Raw genomic sequence first — 13745 nt, 5'->3', positions numbered from 1 at the left:
ACAACAATGTTTATCTTTTTCTGACACCCTGTTGTCATGTTTATATGTTAAGCGAAAAAGGTCAAAATATCATTTGTCTGATGTTTGTTGTTATTTCACTTTATCTTTAGGACTTATCTCGTACAAATCAGTAATCTTGTTGGCAGTTGGTCGGGTCAATTAATGGTTCTGTATCATGATCTGTACCTCCCAAATAAACTTAGGAGAAAAACAACCATGAGTTCTGCCAAGAAGATCGGGCTATTTGCCTGTACCGGTGTCGTCGCCGGTAATATGATGGGGAGCGGTATTGCATTATTACCTGCGAACCTGGCCAGCATCGGTGGTATTGCCATTTGGGGCTGGGTAATTTCAATTATTGGTGCGATGTCTCTGGCTTATGTTTATGCCCGACTGGCCACTAAAAACCCGCAGCAGGGTGGTCCCATTGCTTACGCAGGGGAAATATCTCCGGCATTCGGTTTCCAGACCGGTGTACTTTATTATCACGCAAACTGGATTGGTAACCTGGCTATCGGGATTACCGCAGTTTCTTATCTGTCTACGTTCTTCCCTATTTTAAATAACCCGGTGCCAGCAGGGATTGCCTGTATTGCCATCGTGTGGATCTTTACTTTCGTTAATATGCTCGGCGGGACCTGGGTCAGCCGTCTGACCACCATTGGTCTGGTGCTGGTGCTTATTCCGGTAGTCATGACCGCGGTCGTCGGCTGGCACTGGTTTGATGTCGCTACCTATCAGGCGAACTGGAACACCTCCAGCACCACCGATAGCCACGCGGTCATCAAAAGTATCCTGCTCTGCCTGTGGGCCTTCGTTGGCGTAGAATCCGCCGCCGTGAGTACCGGGATGGTGAAAAACCCGAAACGTACCGTGCCGCTGGCCACCATGCTGGGTACCGCGATGGCCGGTATCGTCTACATCGCCGCGACTCAGGTTATCGCGGGTATGTATCCTGCTTCTCAGATGGCAGCGTCCGGTGCGCCGTTCGCGATTAGCGCCTCCACCATCCTCGGCGGCTGGGCTGCGCCGATGGTATCCGCTTTCACCGCCTTCGCCTGCCTGACTTCTCTGGGCTCGTGGATGATGCTGGTTGGCCAGGCGGGTGTGCGTGCCGCCAACGATGGCAACTTCCCGAAAGTGTATGGCGAAGTCGATAGCAACGGTATCCCGAAAAAAGGCCTGCTGCTGGCCGCGGTGAAAATGACCGCGCTGATGGTGCTGATTACCCTGATGAACTCCGCCGGTGGTAAAGCTTCTGACCTGTTCGGCGAACTGACCGGTATCGCAGTACTGCTGACCATGCTGCCTTACTTCTACTCCTGTGTTGACCTGATTCGTTTCGAAGGCATCAACATCCGTAACTTCGTCAGCCTGATTTGTTCGGTACTGGGTTGCGTGTTCTGCTTCATCGCGCTGATGGGCGCAAGCTCCTTCGAACTGGCCGGCACCTTTATCGTTAGCCTGATTATCCTGATGTTCTACGGCCGCAAAATGCACCAGCGCCAGAGCAACGCATCGGATAGCAACAGCCCCGCTAACGCGCACTAATCAGTAACCCTTTTTCCTGAGGCTCCTTCCATCACCTGTCATAGCGCGACGGGAGGGGCTTTCTACATCTGGAGATTTGACTATGAACGTTATTGCAATCATGAATCACATGGGGGTTTACTTCAAAGAAGAACCCATCCGTGAACTGCATCGTGCTCTCGAACGCCTGGACTTCCGCATTGTCTACCCGAACGACCGTGACGACTTATTAAAACTGATCGAAAACAACTCTCGTCTGTGCGGCGTGATCTTCGACTGGGATAAATACAATCTCGAGCTGTGCGAAGAAATCAGCAAAATGAACGAGTACATGCCGCTGTATGCGTTCGCTAACACCTACTCCACGCTGGACGTTAGCCTGAACGATCTGCGCATGCAGGTTCGCTTCTTCGAATATGCGCTGGGCGCTGCGGAAGATATCGCGAACAAAATCAAACAGAACACTGACGAATACATCGACACCATTCTGCCGCCGCTGACCAAAGCGCTGTTCAAATATGTGCGTGAAGGCAAATACACCTTCTGTACCCCGGGCCACATGGGCGGTACCGCCTTCCAGAAAAGCCCGGTAGGCAGCATCTTCTACGATTTCTTTGGCTCCAACACCATGAAATCCGATATCTCGATTTCAGTTTCTGAGCTCGGTTCCCTGCTGGACCACAGCGGCCCGCACAAAGAAGCGGAAGAGTATATCGCTCGCGTATTTAACGCCGAACGCAGCTACATGGTGACCAACGGCACCTCGACCGCCAACAAAATCGTCGGTATGTACTCCGCGCCGGCCGGCAGCACCGTGCTGATTGACCGTAACTGCCACAAATCGCTGACCCATCTGATGATGATGAGCGACATTACGCCGATCTACTTCCGTCCGACCCGTAACGCCTACGGCATCCTCGGCGGTATCCCGCAGAGCGAATTCCAGCACGCGACTATCGCCAAGCGTGTGAAAGAGACGCCGAACGCGACCTGGCCGGTACACGCCGTTATCACCAACTCGACTTACGATGGTCTGCTGTACAACACTGACTTCATCAAGAAAACCCTGGATGTGAAATCCATCCACTTTGACTCCGCATGGGTGCCTTACACCAACTTCTCGCCGATCTATGAAGGCAAATGCGGGATGAGCGGCGGCCGCGTCGAAGGGAAGGTGATTTACGAAACCCAGTCCACGCACAAACTGCTGGCGGCGTTCTCCCAGGCATCGATGATCCACGTGAAAGGCGATGTTAACGAAGAGACCTTTAACGAAGCCTACATGATGCACACCACCACCTCCCCGCACTACGGGATCGTGGCGTCCACCGAAACCGCGGCGGCGATGATGAAAGGCAACGCCGGTAAGCGCCTGATCGACGGCTCTATCGAACGTTCCATCAAGTTCCGTAAAGAGATCAAACGTCTGAAAGGCGAGTCTGACGGCTGGTTCTTCGACGTATGGCAGCCGGAACATATCGACGGTCCTGAATGCTGGCCGCTGCGCTCCGACAGCGCATGGCACGGTTTCAAAAACATCGACAACGAGCACATGTATCTCGACCCGATCAAAGTCACTCTGCTGACCCCGGGGATGAAGAAAGACGGCACCATGGATGAGTTCGGTATTCCGGCCAGCATCGTGGCGAAGTATCTCGACGAACACGGCATCGTGGTGGAGAAAACCGGTCCGTACAACCTGCTGTTCCTGTTCAGCATCGGTATCGACAAAACCAAAGCGCTGAGCCTGCTGCGTGCGCTGACCGACTTCAAACGCGCGTTCGACCTGAACCTGCGGGTGAAAAACATGCTGCCGTCGCTGTACCGTGAAGATCCTGAATTCTATGAAAACATGCGTATTCAGGACCTGGCGCAGAATATTCACAAACTGGTTGAGCATCACAACCTGCCGGACCTGATGTTCCGCGCGTTTGAAGTGCTGCCATCCATGGTGATGACCCCGTATGCCGCGTTCCAGAAAGAGCTGCACGGTCAGACGGAAGAAGTGTACCTCGAAGAGATGGTCGGCCGCGTCAACGCCAACATGATCCTGCCGTATCCTCCGGGAGTGCCGCTGGTGATGCCGGGTGAAATGATCACCGAAGAGAGCCGTCCGGTGCTGGAGTTCCTGCAGATGCTGTGCGAAATCGGCGCCCACTATCCGGGCTTCGAAACCGATATCCACGGCGCCTATCGTCAGGCGGATGGTCGTTACACCGTTAAAGTGCTGAAAGAAGAGAATAACAAGTAATAGACGCACACCAGGGAAGTGGCTTGCCACTTCCCTTTTTCACGCTGCAAGGAGAACACATGAAAACACCCTCACAGCCGCGCGCGATTTACTACATCGTTGCGATCCAGATCTGGGAGTACTTCAGTTTTTACGGCATGCGCGCCTTACTCATCCTCTACCTCACCCACCAGCTTGGCTTCGACGACAGCCACGCCATCAGCCTGTTCAGCGCTTACGCCTCTCTGGTTTACGTTACCCCTATTCTTGGCGGCTGGCTTGCCGACCGCCTGCTCGGCAACCGCACGGCGGTGATTGCCGGGGCGCTGTTGATGACCCTCGGCCACGTGGTGCTGGGCGTTGAGTCGACCTCCGCATGGAGCCTGTACGTCGCGCTGGCGATCATTATCTGCGGCTACGGCCTGTTCAAATCCAATATCAGCTGCCTGCTTGGCGAACTTTACGCCCACGACGATCCGCGTCGCGACGGCGGCTTCTCGCTGCTGTACGCCGCCGGCAACGTCGGCTCCATCGCCGCGCCCATCGCCTGCGGGCTGGCGGCTCAGTGGTACGGCTGGCATATCGGCTTCGCCCTGGCGGGGATCGGGATGTTCATCGGCCTGATGATTTTCTTAAGCGGCAGCCGCCACTTCCGGCATACCCGCGGCGTCGATAAACCGGCGCTGCGGGCGGTGAAATTCCTGCTGCCGACCTGGGGCTGGCTGCTGGTGATGCTCTGCCTGGCGCCGGTGTTCTTCACGCTGCTGCTGCAAAACAACTGGTCCGGCTATCTGCTGGCGGTCGTCTGCCTGTTCGCCGCCCAGATGGTGGCGCGGATCATGATCAAAGCCCCGGAGCATCGTCGCGCGTTGTGGCAGATCGTCCTGCTGATGCTTGCCGGGACGCTGTTCTGGGTGCTGGCGCAGCAGGGGGGAAGCTCGATTAGCCTGTTTATCGATCACTTTGTTAACCGCCGCCTGCTGAACTGGGACGTGCCGACGGCGCTGTTCCAGTCGGTTAACGCGGTGGCGGTGATGGCGGCCGGCGTGGCGCTGGCGTGGCTGATGCGCCCGGAAGGCAGCGCGCGTTCGGTGCTGCGCGTCTGGTTGAAATTCGCTTTTGGCCTGCTGCTGATGGGCGGCGGCTTTATGCTGCTGGCGCTCAACGCCCGCCACGGCGCCGCTGAGGGTCAGGCCTCGATGGGCATGATGGTCGCTGGACTGGCGATGATGGGTTTTGCCGAACTGTTTATCGACCCGGTCGCGATGGCGCAAATCACCCGCCTGAACATGCCCGGCGTCACCGGGGTATTGACCGGTATTTATATGCTGGCCACCGGCGCGGTGGCCAACTGGCTGGCCGGCGTGGTCGCCCAGCAGACCACCGAATCGCAAATCAGCGATACGGCGATTGCCGCCTATCAGCATTTCTTCTCGCAGATGGGGGAATGGACCCTCGGCTGCGTGGCGGTGATGGTGATTATCGCCTTTGCCGCAGCCTGTAGCGTTGGCAAACGCCGCGCGGCGGCTGGCGAACTTCCCGGCGGCGGCGCCTGACGCGCGTCCCGGCTGCGGCGTAACCGCCTCCGCCGGGCTATCGGCCAGCGTCAATTATCGCCCCGGTAAGCGCAGCGCGACCGGGGCATTCCATCCACAGCGGAGCGCAAAGCCGCTCCTTGCACAGCGTAGTGAGCAGAAGGAGGATATTCTGGCAGGCGCGGAAGCCAACGATAAAAAATACCGTTAGTGAAGGCATAGCTGAGTGAGATCAGCTTGAAGAGAAGCCAGATTCGTTACTCTTGTTCTTCGGTGTGAAGCCGGAGACAGGCCGCGCGGAAGGGTGACCTGGTTCAATTTATCGAAGCTAGTTTGAAAGCAAGGTTATGAGGAACCCATATGTCTGAACAACAAGCACAAGGTGCCGATGAGGCCATTGACCTTAATAATGAACTGAAAACTCGTCGCGAAAAACTGGCTGCGCTGCGTGAGCAGGGCGTAGCTTTCCCCAACGATTTCCGTCGCGATCATACCTCTGACCAATTGCACGCTGAATTCGATGCGAAGGATAACGATGAACTCGCTTCCCTGAACGTTGAAGTTGCGGTGGCCGGCCGGATGATGACCCGCCGCGTGATGGGTAAAGCCTCCTTCGTCACCCTCCAGGACGTCGGCGGCCGTATCCAGTTGTACGTGGCCCGCGATGACCTGCCGGAAGGCGTCTACAACGAACAGTTTAAGAAATGGGACCTTGGCGACATCATCGCCGCCCGCGGCAAGCTGTTCAAAACGCAAACTGGCGAACTCTCCATCCACTGCACCGAGCTGCGCCTGCTGACCAAAGCCCTGCGCCCGCTGCCGGATAAATTCCACGGCCTGCAGGATCAGGAAGTCCGCTATCGCCAGCGCTATCTGGATCTGATCGCTAACGAAGAGTCGCGCCATACGTTCCGCATCCGCTCGCAGATCCTCGCGACCATGCGTCAGTTCATGGTAGCCCGCGGCTTTATGGAAGTGGAAACCCCGATGATGCAGGTGATCCCCGGCGGCGCTTCCGCCCGTCCGTTTATCACGCATCACAACGCGCTGGATCTCGATATGTACCTGCGCATCGCGCCGGAACTGTATCTGAAACGTCTGGTGGTCGGCGGCTTCGAACGCGTGTTTGAAATCAACCGTAACTTCCGCAACGAAGGGATCTCGGTACGCCATAACCCAGAGTTCACCATGATGGAACTGTACATGGCGTACGCGGACTACAAAGACCTGATCGAACTGACCGAGTCGCTGTTCCGCACCCTGGCGCAGACGGTGCTGGGCAAAACCGAGGTGCCGTATGGCGACCAGGTGTTTGACTTCGGCAAGCCGTTTGAAAAACTGACCATGCGCGAGGCGATCAAAAAACATCGTCCGGAAACCAACATGGCGGATCTGGATAACTTCGACGCGGCGAAAGCGCTGGCGGAATCTCTCGGTATTCAGGTAGAGAAAAGCTGGGGTCTGGGGCGCATCGTCACCGAAATCTTCGACGAAGTGGCGGAAGCGCACCTCATCCAGCCGACCTTCATCACCGAATACCCGGCGGAAGTCTCCCCGCTGGCGCGCCGTAACGACGTCAACCCGGAAATCACCGATCGCTTCGAGTTCTTCATCGGCGGCCGCGAAATCGGTAACGGTTTCAGCGAGCTGAACGACGCCGAAGACCAGGCGCAGCGTTTCCAGGATCAGGTTAACGCCAAAGCGGCGGGCGATGACGAAGCGATGTTCTATGACGAAGACTACGTCACCGCGCTGGAGTACGGCCTGCCGCCGACCGCCGGTCTGGGCATCGGTATCGACCGGATGGTGATGCTGTTTACCAACAGCCACACCATCCGCGACGTGATCCTCTTCCCGGCGATGCGTCCGCAGAAGTAAACCGTTGCACTCCCTCCCGGCCTGCGCCGGGAGGTTCTTCCTGCATTATCCCCATCCTGTCGGCAGGGCAATGTTATTACAGGACTTTTTGCAACGTGCCGCGCTGGCTGCCGTTTGCCCATACGCCGTTAAAGGCGTCGTTCAGCGTAAAGGCTGAGCTTTTCACCCGGAACGTCAATTTACCCTGGCTGGCTTTCGCGTCCTCGACCAGATGACCATGGGTTTTCACCGTTTTAGCGGTGATGGTAATCTCATCAATTTTATTGCCATAGTCAGTATATACATACCAGGTGCCCACCCAGGGGCCGAAGCCGCTGCTGGCCTGATGCGCGGCGGCGGCATTCTCGGCTTTGGTTTTATGAATATCGCAGGTGGTCCCGTCGGTCATCTGCGTGCAACCGGAGCGTTCAAGCTGTTCCCGGTATTTCGCGCTAATGGCGTGGGCCGGCGCGGCGGCGACCAGCGCCAGGGTGAGGATGGTGAAAAGCCAGGTCTTATTCATCTTATTGTTTCTCATCGCGATAGCGGCGCGCATTGTCATAAAGGTTGATATACATTGGTGCATTCTCCAGGGGCGTCCGAATAAATATAACCGCAGCCATTCCTGATAAATAACGAGCAGAAAGGAGAGGGGTTATTTATTTGTAAAAACATCATTACCCTGAGCTTATTTATCACCGTACCTTCCCGCTACATGTCATATTATTGCAGAGAGAATGTTAAGTAATTGATGTTTTAAAAGGGACTATTTGTCACTTACGCAAATAACAGCAGGCCAGGCCTGGGCGCAGGGCTAAAGCCCGCGCCGCTGCGGTGTTGAGATTTTTTCATATTGCTATCATCATATTTCGAATGAAAGGGATAACCTCTGAAGCGGGTTATTAAGCCAGTAATTTTTATCCGCAAAATAAGCCTGCGGCAAGCATTATTTCCATTTATTTTTCAGGGCTACTCGCGCCAGCGGATATTTCGTCCGCGGCAATGATGGATTTCCATCATTTCTCCGTTTTCATCGCTGGTCGTCGCCTGCTTATAGTGACGGCACACCAGACGACTGGCTGAAAAGGAGATAAACATGGCGACAGAGCACCTGCAGTGGGGCATTAGCCCCCTGTGCTGGACCAACGATGTGCTGGAGGATTTAGGCGGCGATATCCCTCTCGACACGTGTCTGCGCGAGGCGCGGGAGGCGGGGTTTCAGGGAATTGAGTTAGGGCGGAAGTTTCCCCGCCAGGCGGAGACATTGGGGCCTCTGCTGGCGGCGGCTGACCTGCGCCTGGCGTCCGGCTGGTACAGCGGCTTGCTGGCCGACCGCAGCGTGGAAGCGGAGCTGGAGGCGGTGCGGGGCCACGCGCAGCTCCTGCAGCAGCTCGGCGCCAGGGTAATGGTCTATGGCGAGTGCGGGCAACTGCCCGGTGAAACGCCGCTTGATGAGCCGATCTCGCTCTCGCCGCCGTTAAGCCGCGTCAGCCTGACGGCGTATTGCCATAAGCTAAATACCTTTGCCGACCTGCTGCTGCGGGACTACGGCCTCCGGCTGGCCTATCACCATCATCTGATGATGCTGGTGGAGCACGACGACGAGCTGGAGCGGTTTTTGTCCCAGACCCATGACAACGTCGGGCTGGCGTTTGATACCGGACACGCCTTCGTCGCCGGGGTCGATATCCCGCGCGTGCTGGAGAAATATGGCCACCGTATCCGCCATCTGCATCTGAAAGACGTCCGTCCGCAGGTGCTGGGGCGCCTGTATCGCGAAAACCTGAGCTTTAACGAGGCGGTGCGCGCCGGACTGTTTACCATCCCTGGCGACGGCTGCATCGACTATGCGCCGATCCTCAACTTTGCCCGGGACAGCGACTATCGCGGCTGGCTGATTATCGAAGCAGAGCAGGACCCGGCGATGGCGCCGCCGTTTGCCACCGCCCGCCGCGCCTTCGCCTGGCTGGCGCACCACTTTTCGTCCCCGTCATCATCAGAGGAGCACGCATCATGAGCGCGCGGTTAAATATTGGTCTTATCGGCTCCGGTTTTATGGGCCAGGCGCACGCCGACGCTTACCGTCGCGCGGCCATGTTCTATCCCGATCTGCCGAAGCGCCCCTATCTTTACGCGCTGGCGGATCAGGATCAGGCTTTGGCTGAACGTCATGCGGTGAAGCTGGGGGCGGAGAAAGCTTACGGTGACTGGCGCGAACTGGTGAACGATCCGCTGGTGGACGTGGTGGATATTACCTCGCCGAACCATCTGCACTACACGATGGCGATGGCGGCGATCGCGGCGGGTAAACATGTCTATTGCGAGAAACCGCTGGCGGTTAACGAGCAGCAGGCGCAGGAGATGGCGCAGGCGGCCCGGCGCGCGGGGGTGAAGACCATGGTGGCCTTTAACAACATTAAAACCCCGGCGGCGCTGCTGGCAAAGCAGCTTATCGCCCGGGGCGATATTGGCGAACCGGTGCGCTTCCGCGGCACCTTTGATCAGGGGTTTTATAACGACCCGAACCTGCCCTGGTCCTGGCGCTGCTCGAAAACCCTCGGCGGCAGCGGGGCGCTTGGCGACCTCGGCGCCCATACCCTGTCCGTCGCCCAGTTTTTGATGGGCGGTATCCGTGAAGTGACCGCCAGCGCGCAAACCTGCCTGCGCCAGCGTCCGGTGCCACAGACCGATGCCGGGTATGCCAGCCGGGTCGCGGCCGATGCCGAGTGGCGGGAAGTGGAAAATGACGATCAGGTTCAGTGCCTGGTCAATTTCGACAGCGGCGCCGCGGGGGTGATTGAGGCCTCGCGCATCGCCGCCGGGCGCATCTTCGGCGTGTTCTGGGAGGTCTCCGGCACCGAAGGCACGCTGTATATGGACGGGGAGCGCTTTAACGAACTGCAGGTGTATCGCTTCCGGGATGACAAACACGACCGCGGCTTTAAAACGCTGTATGCCGGGAGCCAGATCCCGGCCTATGCCGGCTTCTTCGGCTTCGATTTTGGCGGCGGCGGGCTGGGCTATTTTGACGTCAAGGTGATGGAAGTGCATGACCTGGTGCAGGGGATTTGTGGGGACGACGACTGCTATCCCAGCTTTGAATTTGGTTTACAGAATCAGCGCGTGCTGTCGGCGATTGAAGCCTCGATGGTCAGCCGTCGCTGGGTTAACGTGGTTAAGGATTAAGGAGCCGCTATGTTTCCCTCACAATTACCGACCCCGCGCCGCCCGGCGGCGCAGAGCATTCCCTCCCTGCGCTGGGGCATCATTGGTCCGGGCTGGATCGCCGAGCGCTTTGTGCACGCATTGAAAACCCAGAGCCGGCAGCAGGTGGTGGCCGTTGCCTCCCGCAGCCAGGCGAAGGCCGACCGGGTAGCCGCGGAATGGGGGATCCCCCAGGCTTACGGCCGGGTGGAGGAGATGCTGGCGCGTCCGGATATTGATGCGGTTTATATTGCGACGCCGCACAACCATCACTTTCCCGACGGCATGCAGGCGTTGAAGGCGGGCAAACATGTGCTGATAGAGAAGCCCTTCGCGCTCAACCTCGGCGAAGGAGGTGAACTGCAGGCCGAAGCCGCCCGCCAGGGGAAGCTGGCGCTGGAGGCGATGTGGTGCGATTACGCGCCGAAGTATGATGTGATCCGCCAGCTGCTGGAGGATGGGGTACTCGGCGATCTGCATACCCTGCTGGCCGATCACGGCGAGTATTTCACTACCGATCACCGCATCTTTAATGCCGACCTTGCCGGCGGGCCGATGATGGATCTCGGCAGCTATTTGACCTCGTTTGCGCTGATGGTGGGCGGCATGCCGCAGGAGATTGTCGCCCGCGGCCACGCGACGGCGGAGGGGCTTAACGGCCAGACGTCAATGCTGTTCAGCTGGCGGAACGGGATGCAGGGGCTGTTAAACACGACGTTGTTCAGCAACACGCCGGGCGGGGCGGTGGTGGCCGGACGCCAGGCGACCCTGACGATCGACGGTCAGTTTTACGCCCCCGGCGGGTTCACGCTCGCCGCCAGCCAGGGCGGGCAGGCGCTGCGCTGGGAAGAGCCGCGCAATCGCTACGACCAGCTGTTCTGGCAGGCGGAGCATTTTGCCTGGTGTGTCGGTCAGGGGCTGCGGGACTCGCCGCTGCGGCCGCTCAGTCAGGTGCTGCAGAATCTGCAGGTGATGGATGAGGTGCGGCGCCAGGTGGGTGCGGTGTTTAACGAAGAACGTTAAGAGGCCGGCCGGGCTTTGGTTTTGCAGACAGCGCGAGCGTGCACGCCATTGCCCGGCACCGGGACGCGCACGGTGCCGGATATCTGCTGCCCGGCGGCGCGGCGCTTGCGCGGGCCTGGGATGTCACTGCAACTGTGTGATATGGATGGTTATCATGCCCGTAGGCCGGGCAAGGCGTCGCCGCCGCCCGGCATAAAGGCAGGTTCAGAGCCTGATAGCGGTTGCCACGCAACCACTCACCGACAGTCGTCAACGGCGACAAACTGGCCGCGCTGCAGAGACTGAACCGCCGCTTCGGCAATGGCCTGCGCCTGCAGGCCGTCCACCAGGCCGGGCAGGTCGGCCACGGTTTCACCATTCAGAGAGCGGATAAAGGCGTCAAGATGCTGGTAATAAGATCCTTGCACCCGGCTGAACCAGTCCGGCCACAGGCCTGGCTCAATGCGCTGATTGCCGCGCCACAGGGTAGGGCCCGCCGGCGACTGGCTGCCGGACTCCAGCGCGCCCTCTGCTCCCAGCAGGGTGATCCGTTCATCATACCCGTGGCCGGTGCGGCGGGTGTTGTCCAGCTGCGCCAGCGCGCCGCCGCGCATCTGCATCATCAGAATGGAGGTGTCGACATCGCCAAATTCGGCGATTTCCGGCAGGGCCAGCGCCGCGCCCATCGCCGCTACGGTATGCACTTCATCGCCGGTGAGAAAGCGCAGAAGATCGAAGAAATGGATCGCCTGATCGCGCATCTGACCGCCGGAGCTGCGCAGATAGTCGAGCGGCGGCATGCTGGAGGCGCGACAGACCATCTGCACCAGCTCGACCCTGCCGATCGCTCCCTGCTCCAGCTGGCGGCGCAACTGCTGATGGCTGCTGTCAAAGCGCCGGTTAAAGCCGACGGTGACCGGCACCTTAAGGGGAAGCACCCGCTCCACCACCTCGCGGGCGCGCGCCAGGGAAAGGTCGATCGGTTTTTCGCAATAGACCGCCTTGCCCGCCCGGGCGGCGGCTTCCAGCAGTTTGGCATGCGACGGGGTCGAGCTGGCGATCAGCACAGCGTCGATGGCGTCGCTACGGAGAGCCTCGCTCACCGTCACCGCCCGGGCGCCATAGCGGGCGGCCAGCGCCTGGGCGCGCTCCGGCGCGGCATCGGCCACCATCGTCAACTCGCTCCCGTCGTGACGGGCGAGGCTGGCGGCATGAACCTGACCGATAAAACCACTGCCTACCAGGGCAAAACGTTTGCACTTCATTTTATTCTCCAGAATGGCGAGGGGACGCTGCCACCATAATCGGTTTGCTAAACTCACTGACACTGCCGTTTTGATGTATTTCCATCATTGAAGAGAGGGGCGATGAAAAACATGTCACTGGCGATGCTGGCCAGACAGATTGGCGTCGGCGTGGCCACCATTGACCGGGTGCTGAACGAACGCGGCGGCGTATCGCCGCAGACCACGCGCAAAGTGCTGCAGGCGGCGCGGGAGGCGGGGCTGAAGCGGATCCTGCCGGAGGAGCACCGCTTTCCCTGGCAGATTGAGCTCTTTCTCAGCAGCAATGACTCTTTCTTTTTTCCGCAGCTGGCGCAGGATTTCGCCGCCGTCGCGGATAGCCTCGGCTATCGTCGTCTGACCCTGCACCGCACCTTTGTCCCGGAGTCGCAGCCGGCGACCCTGGCCCGGCGCATTATGCGCAGCGGCCAGCAGCGTCAGGGGATCATCGTTTTCGGCAATGACCATCCTGTGGTGCATGACGCGCTGCGCCGCTGTCGGGAAGCGGGCGTCCCCGTCATTACCCTGGCGACAGATCTGCCCGGCGCCGACCGGCTCTGCCACGTCGGGATCAATCAGTTACAGGCTGGCCGCACGGCGGGGTTAATGATGGGGAGAATGACGCCGCGGCCCGGGGAGGTGCTGATGGTGAGCGGCCGGGAGGATTACAGCGCGCATCGCCTGCGCATCCAGGGGTTCCGCGAGGTGCTGAGCCAGCGCTTTCCCCATCTGCAGCTCAACGAGGTGCTGGCGGGCGAGGAGCGGCGGGAGCAGATCACCCGCCTGCTGGAGCAGGCCCTGTGCCGCAGCCGGCATATTGTCGGGATCTATAACACCGGACTTGGCAATACTCAGATTGCCGAGGCGCTGGCTCGCCACCGCCGCGAAGGCGACGTCTGCTGGATCACCCATGAGCGCTACAATACCACCCGCCAGCAGCTGGCCAGGGGCAGCCTGGCGTTAACGCTCGATCAGAACACCCGCCAGCACGCCCAGCTGGCGATCGACCTGATGCTGCGCCATCTGGAGTCCGGCTATCAGCCGCAAACCTATGCCGACGGGAAAGTCGACTTTATCCTCTACAGCGCCGAGAACGTCGACTAA

General features: G+C 59.1%; 11 protein-coding genes. 8 read left to right on the top strand and 3 right to left on the bottom strand.

Translation table 11 applies throughout. The annotated features are described in order from the left end of the window. Positions 1-216 precede the first annotated feature (216 nt). The 4 genes from cadB (at position 217) to lysS (ending at position 7173) form a co-directional block, all read left to right on the top strand. Positions 217-1551 carry a cadaverine/lysine antiporter gene (gene cadB, locus AC6CWS_RS07895; protein ID WP_023288679.1) on the top strand — a complete coding sequence of 445 codons (1335 nt, stop codon included), beginning with the start codon at positions 217-219 and terminating at the stop codon, positions 1549-1551. 82 nt (positions 1552-1633) lie between these two features. Continuing rightward, positions 1634-3781, top strand: coding sequence for a lysine decarboxylase CadA (gene cadA, locus AC6CWS_RS07890; protein ID WP_023288680.1), 2148 nt, complete (start codon positions 1634-1636; stop codon positions 3779-3781). A gap of 59 nt (positions 3782-3840) precedes the next feature. After that, positions 3841-5316, top strand: coding sequence for a dipeptide permease DtpD (gene dtpD, locus AC6CWS_RS07885; protein ID WP_065882795.1), 1476 nt, complete (start codon positions 3841-3843; stop codon positions 5314-5316). A 339-nt stretch (positions 5317-5655) separates the two neighbouring features. After that, the gene (gene lysS / locus AC6CWS_RS07880; RefSeq protein WP_004202393.1) at positions 5656-7173 is read left to right on the top strand and encodes a lysine--tRNA ligase; all 1518 of its coding nucleotides are present in this window, start codon (positions 5656-5658) and stop codon (positions 7171-7173) included. A gap of 76 nt (positions 7174-7249) precedes the next feature. Here lysS and AC6CWS_RS07875 read toward each other — a convergent pair whose 3' ends face one another. Then, positions 7250-7675 (bottom strand): hypothetical protein, encoded by a 426-nt coding sequence (locus tag AC6CWS_RS07875; protein WP_065882849.1) that lies wholly within the window; start codon positions 7673-7675, stop codon positions 7250-7252. Between the two features lie 446 nt (positions 7676-8121). Further along, positions 8122-8250: a hypothetical protein gene (locus AC6CWS_RS07870; protein WP_254915157.1), complete on the bottom strand. Its 129-nt coding sequence runs from the start codon at positions 8248-8250 to the stop codon at positions 8122-8124. On the opposite strand from AC6CWS_RS07870, the gene iolE reads away from it, so the two are divergent. From iolE to AC6CWS_RS07855, 3 genes are read left to right on the top strand one after another with little or no spacing between them, the layout of a single operon-like run. After that, a complete protein-coding gene (gene iolE, locus AC6CWS_RS07865) occupies positions 8249-9169 on the top strand; it encodes a myo-inosose-2 dehydratase (protein ID WP_064157809.1) in 921 nt (306 codons plus the stop codon). The two genes, AC6CWS_RS07870 and iolE, sit on opposite strands and share 2 nt — an antisense overlap. Next, positions 9166-10338, top strand: coding sequence for a Gfo/Idh/MocA family protein (locus AC6CWS_RS07860; RefSeq protein ID WP_023288684.1), 1173 nt, complete (start codon positions 9166-9168; stop codon positions 10336-10338). Before iolE ends, AC6CWS_RS07860 begins: the two co-directional genes overlap by 4 nt. 9 nt (positions 10339-10347) lie before the next feature. Next, complete coding sequence (locus AC6CWS_RS07855) at positions 10348-11379, top strand: Gfo/Idh/MocA family protein (RefSeq protein WP_065882793.1); 1032 nt, start codon at positions 10348-10350, stop codon at positions 11377-11379. A 236-nt stretch (positions 11380-11615) separates the two neighbouring features. Here the strand turns inward: AC6CWS_RS07855 and AC6CWS_RS07850 are convergent, their stop codons facing one another. Continuing rightward, complete coding sequence (locus tag AC6CWS_RS07850) at positions 11616-12623, bottom strand: Gfo/Idh/MocA family oxidoreductase (RefSeq protein ID WP_065882792.1); 1008 nt, start codon at positions 12621-12623, stop codon at positions 11616-11618. 102 nt (positions 12624-12725) lie between these two features. Between AC6CWS_RS07850 and AC6CWS_RS07845 the strand changes: the two genes are divergently transcribed. After that, positions 12726-13745 (top strand): LacI family DNA-binding transcriptional regulator, encoded by a 1020-nt coding sequence (locus tag AC6CWS_RS07845; RefSeq protein WP_065882791.1) that lies wholly within the window; start codon positions 12726-12728, stop codon positions 13743-13745.

This window comes from Klebsiella sp. M041 (assembly GCF_059759695.1).
Note: the sequence above shows the minus strand (reverse complement) of the source record. Positions and strands in the feature narration are given on the sequence as shown.

Coding starts and splice junctions, on each gene's coding strand:
- cadB (WP_023288679.1), top strand. CDS start 217: ATGAGTTCTGCCAAGAAGATCGGGCTATTTGCCTGTACCGGTGTCGTC.
- cadA (WP_023288680.1), top strand. CDS start 1,634: ATGAACGTTATTGCAATCATGAATCACATGGGGGTTTACTTCAAAGAA.
- dtpD (WP_065882795.1), top strand. CDS start 3,841: ATGAAAACACCCTCACAGCCGCGCGCGATTTACTACATCGTTGCGATC.
- lysS (WP_004202393.1), top strand. CDS start 5,656: ATGTCTGAACAACAAGCACAAGGTGCCGATGAGGCCATTGACCTTAAT.
- AC6CWS_RS07875 (WP_065882849.1), bottom strand. CDS start 7,675: ATGAATAAGACCTGGCTTTTCACCATCCTCACCCTGGCGCTGGTCGCC.
- iolE (WP_064157809.1), top strand. CDS start 8,249: ATGGCGACAGAGCACCTGCAGTGGGGCATTAGCCCCCTGTGCTGGACC.
- AC6CWS_RS07870 (WP_254915157.1), bottom strand. CDS start 8,250: ATGTTTATCTCCTTTTCAGCCAGTCGTCTGGTGTGCCGTCACTATAAG.
- AC6CWS_RS07860 (WP_023288684.1), top strand. CDS start 9,166: ATGAGCGCGCGGTTAAATATTGGTCTTATCGGCTCCGGTTTTATGGGC.
- AC6CWS_RS07855 (WP_065882793.1), top strand. CDS start 10,348: ATGTTTCCCTCACAATTACCGACCCCGCGCCGCCCGGCGGCGCAGAGC.
- AC6CWS_RS07850 (WP_065882792.1), bottom strand. CDS start 12,623: ATGAAGTGCAAACGTTTTGCCCTGGTAGGCAGTGGTTTTATCGGTCAG.
- AC6CWS_RS07845 (WP_065882791.1), top strand. CDS start 12,726: ATGAAAAACATGTCACTGGCGATGCTGGCCAGACAGATTGGCGTCGGC.